At 28.6% G+C, this 16,373-nt stretch carries 12 protein-coding genes; 4 read left to right on the top strand and 8 right to left on the bottom strand.

What is annotated here, in order from left to right:
- Positions 1 to 33 precede the first annotated feature (33 nt).
- Positions 34 to 2,955, top strand: a complete 2,922-nt coding sequence (locus tag WH52_RS07640) for a glycoside hydrolase family 3 N-terminal domain-containing protein (protein WP_086030362.1) — start codon at positions 34 to 36, stop codon at positions 2,953 to 2,955.
- On the opposite strand, the gene WH52_RS07635 is transcribed toward WH52_RS07640, so the two are convergent.
- The 7 genes from WH52_RS07635 to WH52_RS07605 all read right to left on the bottom strand — a co-directional run bounded on the left by WH52_RS07635 (position 2,939) and on the right by WH52_RS07605 (position 10,427).
- Positions 2,939 to 3,982 (bottom strand): lysophospholipid acyltransferase family protein, encoded by a 1,044-nt coding sequence (locus WH52_RS07635; RefSeq protein WP_086030361.1) that lies wholly within the window; start codon positions 3,980 to 3,982, stop codon positions 2,939 to 2,941. The two genes, WH52_RS07640 and WH52_RS07635, sit on opposite strands and share 17 nt — an antisense overlap.
- Positions 3,982 to 4,896 carry a bile acid:sodium symporter family protein gene (locus WH52_RS07630; protein WP_086030360.1) on the bottom strand — a complete coding sequence of 305 codons (915 nt, stop codon included), beginning with the start codon at positions 4,894 to 4,896 and terminating at the stop codon, positions 3,982 to 3,984. Before WH52_RS07630 ends, WH52_RS07635 begins: the two co-directional genes overlap by 1 nt.
- Entirely contained in the window at positions 4,880 to 5,521 is a 642-nt protein-coding gene (locus tag WH52_RS07625; RefSeq protein ID WP_086030359.1) for a DUF4159 domain-containing protein, read from the bottom strand. The genes WH52_RS07630 and WH52_RS07625 overlap by 17 nt, the downstream gene beginning before the upstream one ends.
- A gap of 502 nt (positions 5,522 to 6,023) precedes the next feature.
- A complete protein-coding gene (locus tag WH52_RS07620; protein WP_086030358.1) occupies positions 6,024 to 7,193 on the bottom strand; it encodes a helix-turn-helix domain-containing protein in 1,170 nt (389 codons plus the stop codon).
- Positions 7,194 to 7,233: 40 nt separating this feature from the next.
- Complete coding sequence (locus WH52_RS07615; protein ID WP_086030357.1) at positions 7,234 to 7,941, bottom strand: 16S rRNA (uracil(1498)-N(3))-methyltransferase; 708 nt, start codon at positions 7,939 to 7,941, stop codon at positions 7,234 to 7,236.
- Positions 7,941 to 9,059, bottom strand: a complete 1,119-nt coding sequence (locus WH52_RS07610) for a GTP cyclohydrolase (protein ID WP_086030356.1) — start codon at positions 9,057 to 9,059, stop codon at positions 7,941 to 7,943. Before WH52_RS07610 ends, WH52_RS07615 begins: the two co-directional genes overlap by 1 nt.
- A 24-nt stretch (positions 9,060 to 9,083) precedes the next feature.
- Positions 9,084 to 10,427, bottom strand: coding sequence for a transporter (locus tag WH52_RS07605; protein ID WP_198938410.1), 1,344 nt, complete (start codon positions 10,425 to 10,427; stop codon positions 9,084 to 9,086).
- Between the two features lie 227 nt (positions 10,428 to 10,654).
- Between WH52_RS07605 and WH52_RS07600 the strand changes: the two genes are divergently transcribed.
- Positions 10,655 to 10,936 carry a DUF4834 family protein gene (locus WH52_RS07600; protein ID WP_086030355.1) on the top strand — a complete coding sequence of 94 codons (282 nt, stop codon included), beginning with the start codon at positions 10,655 to 10,657 and terminating at the stop codon, positions 10,934 to 10,936.
- Between the two features lies 1 nt (position 10,937).
- Positions 10,938 to 13,328, top strand: a complete 2,391-nt coding sequence (locus WH52_RS07595; RefSeq protein WP_086030354.1) for a YfhO family protein — start codon at positions 10,938 to 10,940, stop codon at positions 13,326 to 13,328.
- Between the two features lie 9 nt (positions 13,329 to 13,337).
- Here the strand turns inward: WH52_RS07595 and WH52_RS07590 are convergent, their stop codons facing one another.
- Positions 13,338 to 14,933: a helix-turn-helix domain-containing protein gene (locus tag WH52_RS07590; protein ID WP_158091362.1), complete on the bottom strand. Its 1,596-nt coding sequence runs from the start codon at positions 14,931 to 14,933 to the stop codon at positions 13,338 to 13,340.
- Positions 14,934 to 15,311: 378 nt separating this feature from the next.
- Between WH52_RS07590 and WH52_RS07585 the strand changes: the two genes are divergently transcribed.
- Entirely contained in the window at positions 15,312 to 16,370 is a 1,059-nt protein-coding gene (locus WH52_RS07585) for a glycosyltransferase (RefSeq protein WP_086030352.1), read from the top strand.
- Positions 16,371 to 16,373 lie beyond the last annotated feature (3 nt).

Raw genomic sequence — 16,373 nt, 5'->3', positions numbered from 1 at the left:
AATTGTAATTTAAAGAGGAAAAGATTTTAGGAGATGCAGAAAAAGATTATCGTATTTATAGCACTTATTTATTCAGTAATAATTAACTCACAACAGCTAGATCCTTTGTTGGTAAAAAACGTTGAAGGACAAAAAGTATGGGTAGATAGTATTATGAATTCAATGACTGTCGATGAAAAAATAGGACAGTTATTTATGGTACAAGCATATTCTAATAAAGATGAAAAACATAAGAAGTTTATTACTGAAATGATTGAAAAATATCATGTAGGTAATTTAATTTTTATGCAAGGAACTCCTGAAAAACAAGCTACTTTAAATAATTATTATCAATCAATCTCCAAAATTCCATTACTCATTGGTTTTGATGGAGAATGGGGTTTAGATATGCGTTTGAAAAATACGTATAAATTCCCATGGAATATGGCATTGGGTGCTGTCCAAGATAATAATCAAATTAAAGAATTTGGAAAGCATTTAGGGAAACATTGTAAGCGTTTAGGAATCCATATAAACTTTGCTCCAGTAGTAGATATTAATACAAATCCCGATAATCCGATTATAGGAAATCGTTCTTTTGGTGAGAGTAAAGAAAATGTTACCCAAAAAGCTATTGCTTTAACCCAAGGAATGCAAAGTGAAAAGGTGTTAGCAAACGCAAAACACTTTCCTGGTCATGGAGATACAGCTACCGATTCTCATCACACATTACCTGTTCTTAATTTTGAAAAATCACGATTAGATTCTATTGAGTTATATCCATATAAAAGAATGTTTGAAGCGGGTGTAGCAAGTGTTATGACAGCGCATTTAAGTATTCCTTCATTAGAAAGTAACAATACATTACCAACATCTTTGTCAAAAAATGTTGTAACTGGTTTGTTACAAGAAGAATTAGGCTTTGAAGGCTTGGTTATTACTGATGGATTAAACATGAAAGGAGCAGCAAATTATGCTACTTCTGCTGAAATTAATTTAGCCGCAATTTTAGCGGGAAATGATATGCTGTTAATTCCACAAGATGTGCCTAGTACAATAAAAGCTTTTAAAGAAGCTTATGAAAATGGGATGTTAACAGAAGAAAGACTTAACCATTCTGTAAGAAAAATATTAAAAGCTAAATATTGGGCTGGATTGAATAACTATCAACCGATAATTGAGGGAAATTTACGAAATGATTTAAATACTATTCAAGATGAATTACTACATAGAAAATTAGTAAAAGAATCAATTACAATTATTAAAGATAGAGATAGTGTTTTACCAATCGAGAATTTGGTTAATAAGAAAATAGCATATGTAAAATTAGGAGATGCTTCTAGTAAGTCTTTTGTAAATATGTTAAATAATTACACTCAGGTAGATGTTGTGTCTTCTAAAAAGCTTGATGTTTTGCTTAGGAAACTAAAAAAATACGATTTAATAATTATTGGTTTTCATAAATCTAATAAACATCCTTGGAAAAGTTATAAGTTTAAGAATTCTGAGTTAGTATGGTTGCAAGAAATTGCTAGAAACCATAAAGTAATTTTAAATGTTTTAGCAAGCCCGTATAGTTTATTACAAGTAAAATCGTTTACAAATATTGATGGAATTGTCGTTTCGTATCAAAATAGTAAACTAGCGCAGGAATTGTCAGCTCAAGCTATTTTTGGAGCTTTTGATGTAAAAGGAAAATTACCAGTTTCTATCAAAGAAGATTTTAAAGTAGGCGAAGGAATTTCAACCAAAAACTTAAAGAGATTACAGTATTCAATTCCTGAAGAAGTAGGCATGTCTTCAGAAAAATTAAAGAATATTGATAAAAGAATTGATACGATTTTAAGAAAAAGAATGGCACCAGGAGGTCAGGTTTTAGTTGCCAGAAATGGGGTAGTAGTATATAAAAAGAATTTTGGATATCACACGCATTTAAAAAATAGAAAAGTAAAAAGTAACGATGTATATGATTTAGCTTCTTTAACAAAAATCTTATCTTCTTTACCCATGATAATGAAGGCAGATGAAGATAAAAAACTAAGTATTTATTCTAGTTTAGGAGATGTCTTAACTTCATATAAAGACACTAATAAAGATACATTATTGTTAAAAGAGTTATTGTCTCACACAGCAAGATTAAAGTCTTGGATTCCGTTTTACGTTGCAACTCAAGATAGTATTACAAAAAAGAATTTACCAGAGTTTTATAGAAAAAGATGGAGTAAAAAATATAGAATTAGGGTAGCTAAAAATTTATATTTAAATAAGAGTTATAAAGATTCAATTTCAAAATATATTAAAGAAGCAGATCAAAGAGAAAGAATTGGTTATAAGTATAGCGATTTAGGGTATTATATTTTTAAAGAAATTTTAGAAAGCAAATATAAAACTCCATTAAATAAACTTGCTGATGAGTTTTTATATAAACCTTTAGGAGCTAATAGAACATCGTATTTACCTCTTCAAAAATTTGCCAAAAATGCTATTGTACCAAGTGAGAGAGATGCATATTATCGTAATCAATTATTACATGGTTATGTGCACGATATGGGAGCTGCGATGCAAGGTGGAGTTGGAGGTCATGCAGGATTATTTGGTAATTCAAACGATGTTGCTAAGATTATGCAAATGTTTTTGCAACGAGGCTATTATGGTGGAACTCAATATTACGAACCAGAAACAATCGATAAGTTTAACAAACGTTATTATGCTGATAAAAGAATTAGAAGAGGTTTAGGGTTTGATAAACCTCAGATTAATCCGAAAGAAAAACCAACTTGCGGATGTGTGTCTGATAAAAGTTTTGGTCATAGCGGATTTACAGGAACCTATACTTGGGCAGATCCAGATAGTGGAATTGTATATGTGTTTTTATCGAACAGAGTATACCCAACAATGAGAAATAGAGGCTTGGTAAGAAGTAATATGCGAACTAAGATTCAAGAAGATATTCAAAATGCTATTCAGGGAGAGTAGTAATGGTTTTACTGTAAACTAAAGCTAATAAGAAAGATGTGGCTGTGTAAATAATTCCGGTTGAGGTATTTGTTATTATTGAAATTATATACCCTTGTAGAAAATAAAAAAGAGGGAATAAAACACTACAAACTCCAAATCTAAAAGTATCTATAAACTCAATTTCAGAGACTTTTTTAGAAAATAGTTTCCATAAGCTATATGGAATAATACTATTGATTAAAAGAGCTATTTTTAGTACTGAAGCAAAATTTTTAGGTTTAGATGTATTTGCTTTAAAATCGTTCTTAAGAATAGAATGATTAACTTTTGTTACTTCAGTATAATCTGTATTTAATTTGTTTAAAGTGTTTTCTATTTCGTCATAGTTTTCATCGTTTGGAATATGAACACTTAACTCTTGAAGTTGTTTAGAGACCGAATCTTTAATGTTTTTTACAGATTCATTTAAATTTTCTTTGTTGTAAAAATCATTAGCTAGAATCGGATTTCCATAATAAATAGCAACTTTTCCAGGGTATTTAGATGAATTCTGATATGTTATTCCCACAGGGACTAATTGAATTTTTAAATCAGGATGTTTTTCAAGAGCACCAAATACAATTCGCGTAAAACCTTTACTAAGGGGGCGGATAGTTCGTTTCTTTAAATGACTTCCTTCAGGAAAAATTAAGAGACTTTTTTGTTGATTTAATATTTTAAAACACTTATTAAAAATAGCTTCGTTTTTAGAAAGTTGTTTTACACCATCTCTAATTCGATAAATAGGCATCATACCTAATTGATTAAAAAAGGAAGCCACAATTTTATTGTTAAATACTGCTGCTCTAACTAAAAAGTGAGTTTTTCTTTTTGTATTTGTGGCAATAAGAAGTGGGTCTATTAATCCGTTTGGATGATTTGCTAAAAATAAAACAGCTCCTTTTTTTGGTACATTATTAGCACCAACTACTTTTATTCTTTTGTTGTAAAAGAAAAGACCTGTACTTACATAGACTTTGAAAAAATAGTATAATAGTGTTTGCATTATTTTTTGTTTCTACCCCAAATTGTTGCTAGTGCCATACCAGAAAATAAATCCCAAACGCCCCAAAAAGCTGTTAGTAATGCCATTCCTCCTAAGCCATTAAAAAAGCCAAAAACTAATAATAATCCTAATCCACTATTCTGAATACCAGTTTCAATAGTTATTGTTTTTACATCCTTTTTATCAAGTTTAAAGGCTTTGGCGGTAAAATATCCAATAAAATAAGCTAAAATATTATGAAAAATAACCAAGAAAAGTACTAAGTGTATGTGCTTTTTGAAAATTTCAGAATTATCATATAGAGCAATAACAATAAGTACCGTGAATACCGTTATTGAAAAAGGTCTTAATACTTTATTTATTTTTAAAGCCATTTCTTCATGATAATGATTCACTAGCATGCCTAAAACCAAAGGTATTCCAAGAATTAATAAAACTAACTTAAATAACTCGTACGGATTTAATGCTACTGTTTTTAAAATAGCATTTGTAGGTGGATATAAACTACCCCATAATTGTAGATTTAATGGGGTCATTATTAAGCATATTAAAGTAGCAAAAGCTGTTAAACTAACTGACAAAGCAGCATTTGCTTTTGCCATTTTACTGAAAAAATTAGAGACATTTCCTCCAGGGCATGCGGCTACCAACATCATTCCTAGCGCAAAACTTGGGTATGGCTTTATAATTAATATTGCCAAAAAAGTTATTAATGGAAGTAGTAAAAATTGTGAAAAAATACCGACTAATAAAATCTTCGGATTTTTTGCTAAACGTTTAAAATCATCAATTTTTATGTCTAAAGCTACTCCAAACATAATAATTGCTAAGGCTATGTTTAGCATCCATAGGGCTTCAGTATCAAAGTTTATTTGAATATCATCTATTTGAGTTGGGTTAGTTTTTAAAAGCATATTCTATAATATTTGCGCCCATTTTTAAAGCCTTTTCTCTAATTTCTTTTGGGTTTTTGTGTACAGCATAATCTTCCCATCCATCACTTAAATCACTTTCGTAATCATAAAAGATAACTAATCTTCCCTCATGAAAAATTCCTAAGCCTTGAGGTTGTTTTTTATCATGCTCATGAATTTTAGGAACTCCTTTTGAAAAAGAAAATGTTTGATGATATATTGGATGATTAAAAGGAATCTCTTGAAATTGAGCTTTAGGAAAAACTTTTTGTAACTCTCTTCTTATATATTTATCTAAGCCATAATTATCAGAGATATGTAAAAATCCTCCAGAGATTAAGTAGCTTTTTAAGTTTGTAGCATCATCATCACTAAAAAAAACATTTCCATGTCCTGTCATAAAGAGAATAGGGTAGTTGAAGATTTGTTCGTCTTCAGAAGAAACAGTAGCTATGTTTTTTGAGATACTAGTTTTACAATATTGGTTAGTGAACTTAATGAGGTTTGGTAATGCAGTTGGGTTTGCGTACCAATCACCACTACCCTTGTATTTTAAAATAGCTATTTCTTGAGAAGATATAGATAAGGATAAAAGAGCAAAAAAAAATAGTAAAGTGTTCTTCATTATATCTAAGAATAATAAAGCAATATAATAAAAGTGCAACAAAAAACACCAATTAATTAATTGGTGTTTTCTTTCCCCTTAAATTTTAAATATCACTCAAAATACTATTGTTCTCCCCCAAGTAAACAATATTTGTAATATTTACGTATCAAATATAATTCAGAAGTTTTTTAGTAGAGTTCGGAATTATCCAGATACGGTATTTTCGAACTGACTTTTTATAAAAAGAGTGTATAAAAGTAAGTTTTTGTCCTAGTTTAATTGAATTTTAGTAGAGCAAAAAACACTGCTATAGTTAGCAGTGTTTTTAGTCAAAATCCTTTTCTTTTCCTAGTGAGAATAAGCTCTCAGTAGATTTTAGAAATTTAGAGAATAGAAAAACCCCTTCAAAATTTTCTGTTCTATAACAATTTCCATATCAAATGTACAAAGAGTATAGATATTTGAAGTTCGGAATCATCCAAGTTGGATGATTTCGGACTAATTTTTAGTACAAAAAATGTTAAAAATGATTAGAAGAAGATTTAAAACTTACTGGTGTTAATCCTGCATGTTTTTTAAAAACAGTGTAAAATGTAGACTTTGAGTTAAAACCAGATTCTAATCCAATAGAAGTAATTGTATAATCGATATAATCTGGGTCTAAAAGAAGTTTTTTAGCCTGTTCAACTCTCATTTCATTTAAATAATCTACAAAAGATTTATCAGCAACATTATTAATTATTAATGAAAGTGTACTTGTACTAAGTTTAGTGTCTTCAGCTAAATTTTGAAGTGTGTATTTATTTTTTAAATACATTTTATTGTCTCTAATAAACGAGTCAATTTCTTTAAATTGTTCTCTGTGCTTTTCTTTATCTATTCCGTTAATGGAAGTGCTCTCGTTATCTTTAAAGTCAGCAGTAATTGTTTGAAAGTTGTGAACTAGTAAACTTTCTCGTATTTTTTTTCTTTCTTTTAAAATTCTTAACTGCCTTAAACCTTGGTAGCCTAACCAGTAAATTAAAACAGTAGTATAAATTCTTAGTGGGTAATATGAAAATAAAAAACCAGTAAAATTCAAGTTTATCTTAACAATTAATGCAGTTACCCATAAGACGTAGCCGAGTAAGGAAAGCTTAAAAAAGGTGTAAATCCATTTTAAGTTATCGTAGCTAGTGATTTTTGAAAATAACTTTTCTTTCTTATAAATTAATATATAGTACGAATAAAAGAAAGTACCTATAGATGATAAGAAGCTTACAATTTCTTCAAAAGAAGTGTATTTTTCATATAAATAGTCATGATCTTCGTGACTTAAACTTCCTTTGGTATATAGCACAAAAGAGATTTGAGCTAACACCATTAAAATAAAAACAGGAATGAAAATTTTAAGAAGATTAACAGACTTTTTTTCAATATTTAAATAATGAATTAAGAAAGTATAACAAAAAGGCATTAATAATAAGTGCCAAGGTATTTGTATGTAATCTAAAAGAAATTTATGCTGAAATAAATTGTTTTCTAATGCCCAAGATTGTAAGTTGTTTAAGGAGATAGAAAGAATGAATAAATTTAGATAAAGCATACTTTTTTCTTTTCCGTTTTTTGAATAAAAAAGGATTAAAGAAAATGCAAAACCATGTAATGCGCTTACAATTAAAAATAAATTAAAAACTTCAGGAGTACTCAATTTTATAGCTTTTAACAGCTAAATATAAAGAAAAAAAGGTTTATTCGTTTATAAAAGCAATATTTTGTACAGCGACCAAACCAGCAGTTTCAGTTCTTAGACGTGTATTTCCAAGACTAATTGGTTGATAGCCTTTGGTTAAGGCTTGTTCTATTTCGGTTGAAGAAAAATCACCTTCAGGACCAATTAAAATTGTATAGTTTGTGTTTTTTGAAGCACTATTTTTAAGTGTTATTTTTTCTGAATCTTCGCAATGAGCAATAAACAAGCTGCTGTTATCTTCTTTTTTTATAAAATCAGAAAATTTAATAGGTTCGTTTAATTTTGGTAAGGTAAATTGTAAAGATTGTTTCATAGCAGATTGAATAATTTTTGATAATCGTTCAGTCTTTACAACTTTTCTTTCAGAGTTTTTACAAATAATAGGAGTGATTTCATCAATACCAATTTCGGTTGCTTTTTCAAGAAACCATTCTAATCTATCATTATTCTTAGTAGGCGCAATTACAATGTGTAAATAGTAGTTTCTATGATTAGGTTTTTCTTCAATCGTAACAACTTTAGCAATACATTTTTTGTCACTTGCAATAATTATTTCAGAAGTAAATAAGAAACCTTCTCCGTTTGTTATATAAAGAATATCTCCTTCTTTTTTTCTTAAAACACGAACAATATGTCTACTTTCTTCTTTGCTAAACTGTATTTGAGAGGTTTCTGTTGTAATATGTTGATTGAAAAAAAGCTGCATTATAAGTCTAATCTATAGGTTCTTCTTCTTTTATGTACTATCGGATTGAAAACTTTCCAGATTTTCTGAATAGCTTCATTCTCTTCTAATTCAGGAGTTCTTATACAGTATTCTATTCCTTTTTGTTGAAACACTTGCATAAATTCATCAAAAATAATAGCAGTAACCCCTTTGTTTTGATATTCTGGCTCAACACCAATTAGATAGAAAGTAACATTTTTTGAGCTTTTCCTTGCTTTCAGTAGATGAAAAATTCCGAAAGGAAATAACTTACCATTTGCTTTTTGTAGTGCTTCAGAAAAAGAAGGCATCACAATAGCAAAAGCAATAAGTTTATCATCTTTATCTTTTATAAACTTAATGTACTCAGGGTTTATAAAACTAATGTATTTGTTTTTAAAATATTCTATTTGCTCATCAGAAATTGGAACATAAGTAGAAAGTTTTGAATAGGTTTTGCTGAATAATTCAAACATCTCATCTACATATGGCATAATTTGTTTCGATGAGGTAAAGTTCATAGAAGTTAACTGATATTTTTCTTTAATCAAGGCACTAAACCTTTTGTATCTAGAAAAACTCTGATGATCGTATTTAAACTTATGTTCTAAGTATTCTTTTTCTTTTATAAATCCTAATTGTTCTAAATGCTCTTTATAATACGGATGATTGTACCAAGTAATCATGGTGCCTATGTGGTCGAAACCATCTGTAAGAACACCTGTTTTATCGAGGTTGTTAAAGCCAATTGGTCCTTCGATGTATTTTAAGTTATTTTGAACTCCGATTTCTTTTACTCGATTTAATAAAGCTTTAGAAACTTCAATATCATCAATAACATCAAACCAACCAAAACGCATTTTTTTTATATTTTGTAGCTCAACTTCATATCGATTAATTATAGCAATTAATCGACCTACAATTTTATTGTTCTTGTAGGCAAGTAAAAAAGTTGCATCTGCTTGTTTAAATACTGGGTTTTGAGTTTTGTCGAACGTAGCAAGCTCGTCTTTAATAATTGGAGGAACCCAATATTTATTATTTTTATAAAGAGAAAAAGGAAATTTAACAAACTGTTTCATTTCCTTTTTTGAAGTTATTTCTTTTATTACAATCATGTAACAAATGTACTATTTATAAGATTATTTTTGATCTTCTTTTTTCTTCTTTTCCTTAGCCTTTTTTTCTTTTTCTTTTCGTTCTTTTTCTTCTTCTTTTTTTAACTCGTATTCCATTTGCTCAATTTCTTTTTCGAGCTTTCTTTTTTCTTTCTCTTTTTTACGAGCTTCTTTTTCTTTATCCTTTTCTAATTTTCGCTGCTCTTTCTCAGCTTTTTTCTTCGCCTTCTTTTCGGCTTTTTCTTTAGCTTTAGCTGTTTTTTTCTTCAGTTTAGCGTCTTCTTTGGTAATAACGTCTAAAATAGATTTTTGACGAACCCTTTTTGGTTTAGTATCTTCAGTATTTTCTGCTTTTTTCTTTTCTTCAGGAGAAATATCTAACTCTACTTTTTTGTCTTTCTTCTTAAAAACACTTCCTATTTTACTAAATAAGCGACCAAAGAAACCTTTATTTTCTTTGTAAGACGGATTTTCTTGTTCTTCAATTTTATTTCCGAATTCATCTATTTCAGAAAACTCATCAATATGTCTGTCTAACCTGTACGATACACCAACGCCAATATAAACACCAGCATTATCTCTTTCGAACATTCCTCTTAGAGTTCCATTAAACTGTAGATTTTCATTGTATAAGTATGCTAAACCTCCACCAATATTAGTCTTGTTTTCATATTTTTCGAATTGAGTTTGAATTTCTGCAAAACCCGACCAATAATCATTAAAATTATATGTTCCTGTAACTATATATGAAAACTGAGAATAATCTGTACCAATATAGTCGTAGTAAAAGTTTGTGATCATTCTTAACTGATCAGAAAACTCATTTTGTAATAAAACTCCAATTTTTGGTGAAATTCCACCTCTTTCATGGTAATTCGTTAAAAAACTTCCGAAGTTTAAACCTGCATAAACACCTACGTGAGGAATCCAACGCTTCCAATCAAAAGAATGACGAGCTTTCCAGCTTCTAATTTCTTTCTTTTTATCAGCATAAGTTGGTGTATATACTAAATATTTTGCTCCTAAGGTAAATTGGCTTAAACCGGTTTCGGTATGTGTAGATGTAAAAATATTTTTAAATGCTATTTTGTCGTTTGAGAGCGTAGTGTTTAAGTTTAATTCTAATTTATCGAATAAAAAACTTGTACGAAATAATAAGTTTAAACCTAACGCTTGTGGATTACTAAAGGTTGGTGTAGCTTCTGCTTTTCGAAAAAACAAACTACTTTCAAACTGATAAACTCCAGTACCAACGCTATACGGACTTTCTGAAAAACCAGGTCTGTTTGAATTTATAACACTGGTATACTGTGCGTTAATTACAAAAGGAAATAACAACAGTAGTAACAGAAACAATTTTTTATTCATGTTATAAATTATAAATTAAGAGGTTACGCAAACATACAGCAAAAAAACGAATTTAGCTATATGTTAAGTTTTGTAAAGTCTTAACGCTAGCTTTTACTTCAAATTGTTATTTTTGATTAATTTTTTTGAAAACGTGTAACAGATATTATAGTAATAGATACTAATATCTGTAAAACAAAGTTGTTTTAACAACAAGTGTTAGAGCATAAATTGATGAAATTAAGTTGATGATAATTCACGAAGCAGGACCTATAAATATGATAAAGACTTTATTAATAATTGTTTTAATATACTATATAGCTCGTTTTTTAATGAGATTATTTGCTCCTTTTATATTGAAAAAGGCAGTTGATAAAATGCAAGAAAAAGCAGCGCAACAGCAAGGATATTCTAATCAGCGTGATCCTAATGTAAAAGAAGGAGATACAGTGATTGATAGTAAACCACAAAACTCAAAACAAAGCAATAATTCTGTTGGAGAGTATGTAGATTTTGAAGAAATTGACTAATATGAATTTTAAAAAGTTATTACCATATATAGGAGCAATTGTTGTTTTTATAATTGCCTCGTTGGTGTATTTTAATCCCGTTTTAAGCGGAAAACAAATTAAACAAAGTGATATTACCCAGTTTATGGGGATGTCTAAAGAAATAGTTGATTATAGAGTAAAAAAAGGAGAAGAACCTTATTGGTTAGGTAATGCTTTTAGTGGTATGCCAGCGTATCAGGTAAGTGCGTATTATCCTAACGACTTTATTAGTGTTATTGATAATACATTACGTTTTTTACCAAGACCAGCGGATTATCTGTTTTTATATTTTTTAGGATTTTTTATTCTTTTAACGGCTTTAAAAGTAGATTGGAAACTAGCTATATTAGGAAGTTTATCCTTTGGTTTTTCTACCTATCTTATTATAATTTTTGGAGCGGGACATAATGCAAAAGCCCACGCAATAGCGTATATGCCATTAGTGGTTGCTGGTTTTGTATATGTTTTTCAGAAAAGATATTTATTAGGTTTTGTAATCACCTCCTTGGCAATGGCTTTAGAGGTGTACACAAACCACCCACAAATGACGTATTATTTAGGGTTTTCTCTGTTGATATTTGGAATAGTTGAATTCATAAATGCTTTTAAAAAGAAAGAATTACCAACTTTTGCTAAACAAGTTACTGTTTTATTAGTTGCTGTGATTTTAGGAGTTGCTACCAATGCTCCTCGTTTAATGGCAATGAAAGAATATGCTAATTTTAGTACACGAGGAACTTCAGAATTAACGATAAGCCCAGAAGGAACGCCTAAGCCTAAATCTACTGGATTAGATAAAGATTATATCACCGAATATAGCTACGGAATTTGGGAAACTTTCAACTTAATGATTCCTCGTTTTATGGGAGGAGGAACTGTTGAGAAGTTAGGAGAAGACTCCAATTTTTACCAAACTTTAGAGCCTAAAGCAGGACCTGCTACCGCAAAAGAATATTCTGAACAAGCGTTAACCTATTGGGGAGCTCAGCCAATTGTTGAAGCACCAGCTTATATAGGAGCTATCGTTTTCTTCTTATTCTTTTTAGGAATATTCTTAGTAGAAGGAAGATTGAAATATTGGTTAGTAGCATCGGTTATTTTCTCAATTGTAATGAGTTGGGGGAAGAATTTTTCAGGATTAACAAACTTCTTTATCGATTATGTTCCGTTATACAACAAGTTTAGAGCAGTTTCTTCTATACAAGTAATAGCAGAATTGTGTGTTCCGCTATTAGGAGTTTTAGCTTTAAAAAACTTTTTTTCGTCTAAAATTGACAGAAAAATGAAAGAAGATGCGTTGAAGAAAGCAATATATACAGCTGGTGGAATAACCTTGTTTTTTACACTTTTTGGTACATCATTATTTGCTTTTGAAGGAATAAGAGATGGACAATACCAACAATTGCCAGAATTAATTGATGCTATAATTTCTGATAGAAAATCAATGCTGTTTAGCGATAGTATTCGTTCGTTAATTTTAATTCTTCTTTCAGGTGGATTGTTGTGGTTTTTCTTGAAGAAGAAAATTCAACAAATACCAGTAATTGTTGCATTGTCTCTATTAATATTGTTTGATTTAGTTTCTGTAGATATTAAATATGTTAATAAGGAAGATTTTACATCGAAAAGAAGAGTTCAAAAACCTTTTACGTTAACACAAGCGGATAAAGAAATTTTAAAAGATAAATCACATTACAGAGTTATTGATATTACTAAAAATCCGATGATGGATGGAAGAACCTCTTATTTCCATAAGTCGATTGGAGGATATCATGCAGCTAAAATGGGACGCTATCAAGAGTTATTTGATTATCAGATAGCAAAGAACAATTTAGAAATACTAAACATGTTAAATGTAAAGTATTTTATAGCAGGAGCTGATAAAGTTGAGTTAAATGCTGCTGCCAATGGAAATGCTTGGTTTGTTGGTAAAATTGATGTGGTAAACTCTGCCAATAAAGAAATTAAAGCACTAGATAGTATTAATACAAAGCAAATGGCTGTGGTTAGAACCCCGATTTCAAAAACTAATTTTGAGGTTGATTCTTTAGCTACAATTAAATTAACAAAGTATAGTTTAACTGATTTAAAGTATGAAAGTAACTCTGCTAAAGATGGTTTCGCTGTCTTCTCTGAGATTTTCTACAAAGATGGGTGGAATGCTTATATAGATGGGAAATTAGTTCCACATTATCAAGTTGATTATGTGTTACGAGGAATGGAAATTCCTGTAGGAAAACATTCTATAGAATTTAAATTTGAACCAACTGTAATTAAAAACGGCAAACTAATTTCATTATTAGCTTATTTGTTAATTTTATTAATTCCAGTAGGTTGGTGGTATTTCTTTCAAAAACGAAAAACAGCTTAAAATAAAATTTTAATCATCAAGAGTTTTTAAAAAGATAGATGGCGTTACACCTGTATGTTTTTTAAAAGCTCTTGAAAATGCTGATGCGTTGCTGTAACCAACTTCTTCTGCCAACGTTTGTATTGAATACATTCTGTAAGTTTTATCAGTTTTTAACTTATCAATTATATATTCAATTTTAAGTTTTGTATAATATTGCTTAAAACTTTCTTCTTTTTTACTATTAAACACAAAAGAAATGTAGGTTGAATTGGTATTTAATTCATTAGCAATTTTATTTATTGAAAAATCAGGCTGTAAATACTCGTGATTTTCTTTGATTTTATAGAGTTTATTGAGGATTTCTTTTTCAAGTTTTTCGTCTATATTATATTCTTTTTTAGTAGTTTCCGGTTCTTCAGTAACTGTGATAATTTTTTTATAAAGTTTTTTATTTCTTTTCTTCTCTTTTCTATAAAAAAAAGCAATAATAGCAATTATACTTATTGCAGGAATAGCAATAAACAACATGTAAGAGCTATTTTCTTTTTTGCTTTTTTCAATAAGAGAGTTGTTTAACTCTTGCGCATTTTTTAAATCGTTTTTATATAATAATTGATATGTTTCTTCTTTGTTATTTCTTGCAATTTGAAACTCTTCTAAAGTTTTACTTGAGTATTTATATGCACTATCTTGTTTGTTTAAATTAAGATATTGTTTAGATAATATGTCATATAAAGTTATAAGATTACTTCGGCTACATTTATCTTTTTTGTCATTTAATAATTTATTAGCGTGATAAATGGCAGAATCGGCTTTGTTTAAGTTATGAAAACAAATTGCTTTTTGAAAAAATTCTCTATGCTTATAGTTTAATCCGTTATTTATATTCTTGTACTCATTGATTAATTTAATAGCCTCTTTAAACTTTTTTTGAGCAATTAAAACTTCTGTTTTTCGGTAATAATAAAATAGTTTTGAGCTCTTGTGTATTGGGTTAAAAGTTTTTGTTACTTCATACGATTTGTCAAAATAAATATTAGCAGAATCTAGTAATTGAGTATTATCTGTCTTGCTAGCTAATATTAAATAAGACTTACCAAGAGAGTTGTATAAATGTGAATTTATTAATTTTAAGTTTTCACTTATAAAAGCGGTGTCATTAACTTTTTTTGCTTTAAAAACAACATCTAAAAGAATATTTATGGCTTCTCTATCCATATTTAAAACCCTCTTTATTTGAGCTTTATTCAGTTTGTTAGAAACAGAATATTGGTGTTTTTTTATAGGACTATCAATTCTATCAATAACTTCATTCATACTAATTAAGTATTGATATGCTTCAGTATAATTTTCTTGGTTTTTTTTAATCCAAAATAGTCGATTATAACAATTGATTTTTAAATACAATAAGCATTGTCTATTTGGAGTTTCTTTTAAAGAGTTGTTAATGTTTTTTATTAACGATAATGTGCGTTTTTCTGATAAAGGATAATTCTCTTCAGAATATGGTATGTAATTTAAAGCTCTAACTCCTTTGTACTGGTAGCATACATCGTTAGAGTTTTGTAATTTTTTTGCATAAAAAGTTAAACTATCAATGTTTGTGTCTCTAAAAGTTAACACTTTTTGCTCATAAACTTGTTCAATTGAACTAGTTTGAGATAATAAATTTTGAAATATTACAAAAAAACTGAAAACAAAAAAATATACTTTCCTTGAATGCATTAACTTGATTTTGTTTAATATAAGGTTTTACTTTTTATAAAAAGTATAGAGTTTATAGTTCGATTTTTTATTCTTTTTATAAAAAGGCTAATATAGCTTTTTTATGTAGATGAATGAAGTACTACATTTGTAGAAGCAAAAGCTTTTAAATTTCTTAGAGATAAGAAAGGGTATTATGGAAAAAGCTGTGAAAAACTTAGAAAAGGAAGTCAATTGACTTCCTTTTTTGCTTTAATAATATGTATTTTTGGAGTTCACTAAATACAGTTCGTTTTTTTGAAAAGAAAAGTCCTATATTTTTATCCATCTTCAGCAAGTTTTATTCAAAAAGATATTGAATTACTTCGAAAAGAATATGAAGTATTAGCACCAAAACAAAATTGGACAGATAAAAAGAAATTACTTTTAAACTTTATAAGTCAATTTTTTTATTTGCTTAAAAATGCACATAAATCAAAAGCAATTTTTGTAATGTTTGGTGGTTATTGGTCTTTTTTACCTATACTAATAGGGAAAATCTTTAGAGTTAAAACTTTTATAATCTTAGGAGGTACCGATTGTGTTTCATTTCCTAATTATAATTATGGAAGTTTAAGAAAACCTTTAATGCGTTGGTTTATAAAACAATCATACAAATATGCGTATAAATTATTGCCTGTAGATGAATCACTAGTGTCTTACAAATATACTTATGATGAAAATACCGTTTATAAGAATCAAGGGTATTTGAGTTTTTTTAAAGGAATAAAAACTCAATACAAGGTTCTAGAAAATGGATTTGATTCAAACAAATTCAAAGGAGGAAAAGAAAAGACTAGAGATTCATTTATTGTTGTAGCCAAAGTTGAGAGTACACAACGTTTTAAAATAAAAGGAATCGATAAAGTTTTTGCATTAGCAAAAGAATTTTCAGAATGTAATTTTACAGTTATAGGAATTGATGTTTCAAAAGTAGAATTAGAAGAAAAGGTTCCTAATAATATTGATTTATATCCTTTTTTATCGCAAAACGATTTTAAAAGATATTTAGAAACACATCAATATGTAATTCAGTTATCTATTTCAGAAGGTTTTCCTAATGCTTTGTGTGAAGCTATGTTGTATAACTGTATACCTATTGTTTCTAATGTAGGAGCGATGCCAAAGATTGTTGAAGATTCGGGTTATGTAATGACTTCGTCTAATAATATATATATAAAAAATAGATTTCTTGAAATAATAAAAACAAATGAATCGGTTATAGAAAAGCAAGCAGAAAAAGCGAGAAGTATTATAAAAAACAAGTATTCAATTTCTCGAAGAGAAAGATTACTTTTACAAGAAATTGAAAGTTAATTT

Origin of the sequence: Tenacibaculum holothuriorum (assembly GCF_002120225.1) — a bacterium.
In the GTDB taxonomy this organism is placed as follows: Bacteria; Bacteroidota; Bacteroidia; order Flavobacteriales; family Flavobacteriaceae; genus Polaribacter; species Polaribacter holothuriorum.
Note: the sequence above shows the minus strand (reverse complement) of the source record. Positions and strands in the feature narration are given on the sequence as shown.

Coding starts and splice junctions, on each gene's coding strand:
- WH52_RS07640 (WP_086030362.1), top strand. CDS start 34: ATGCAGAAAAAGATTATCGTATTTATAGCACTTATTTATTCAGTAATA.
- WH52_RS07635 (WP_086030361.1), bottom strand. CDS start 3,982: ATGCAAACACTATTATACTATTTTTTCAAAGTCTATGTAAGTACAGGT.
- WH52_RS07630 (WP_086030360.1), bottom strand. CDS start 4,896: ATGCTTTTAAAAACTAACCCAACTCAAATAGATGATATTCAAATAAAC.
- WH52_RS07625 (WP_086030359.1), bottom strand. CDS start 5,521: ATGAAGAACACTTTACTATTTTTTTTTGCTCTTTTATCCTTATCTATA.
- WH52_RS07615 (WP_086030357.1), bottom strand. CDS start 7,941: ATGCAGCTTTTTTTCAATCAACATATTACAACAGAAACCTCTCAAATA.
- WH52_RS07610 (WP_086030356.1), bottom strand. CDS start 9,059: ATGATTGTAATAAAAGAAATAACTTCAAAAAAGGAAATGAAACAGTTT.
- WH52_RS07605 (WP_198938410.1), bottom strand. CDS start 10,427: ATGAATAAAAAATTGTTTCTGTTACTACTGTTGTTATTTCCTTTTGTA.
- WH52_RS07600 (WP_086030355.1), top strand. CDS start 10,655: ATGATAATTCACGAAGCAGGACCTATAAATATGATAAAGACTTTATTA.
- WH52_RS07595 (WP_086030354.1), top strand. CDS start 10,938: ATGAATTTTAAAAAGTTATTACCATATATAGGAGCAATTGTTGTTTTT.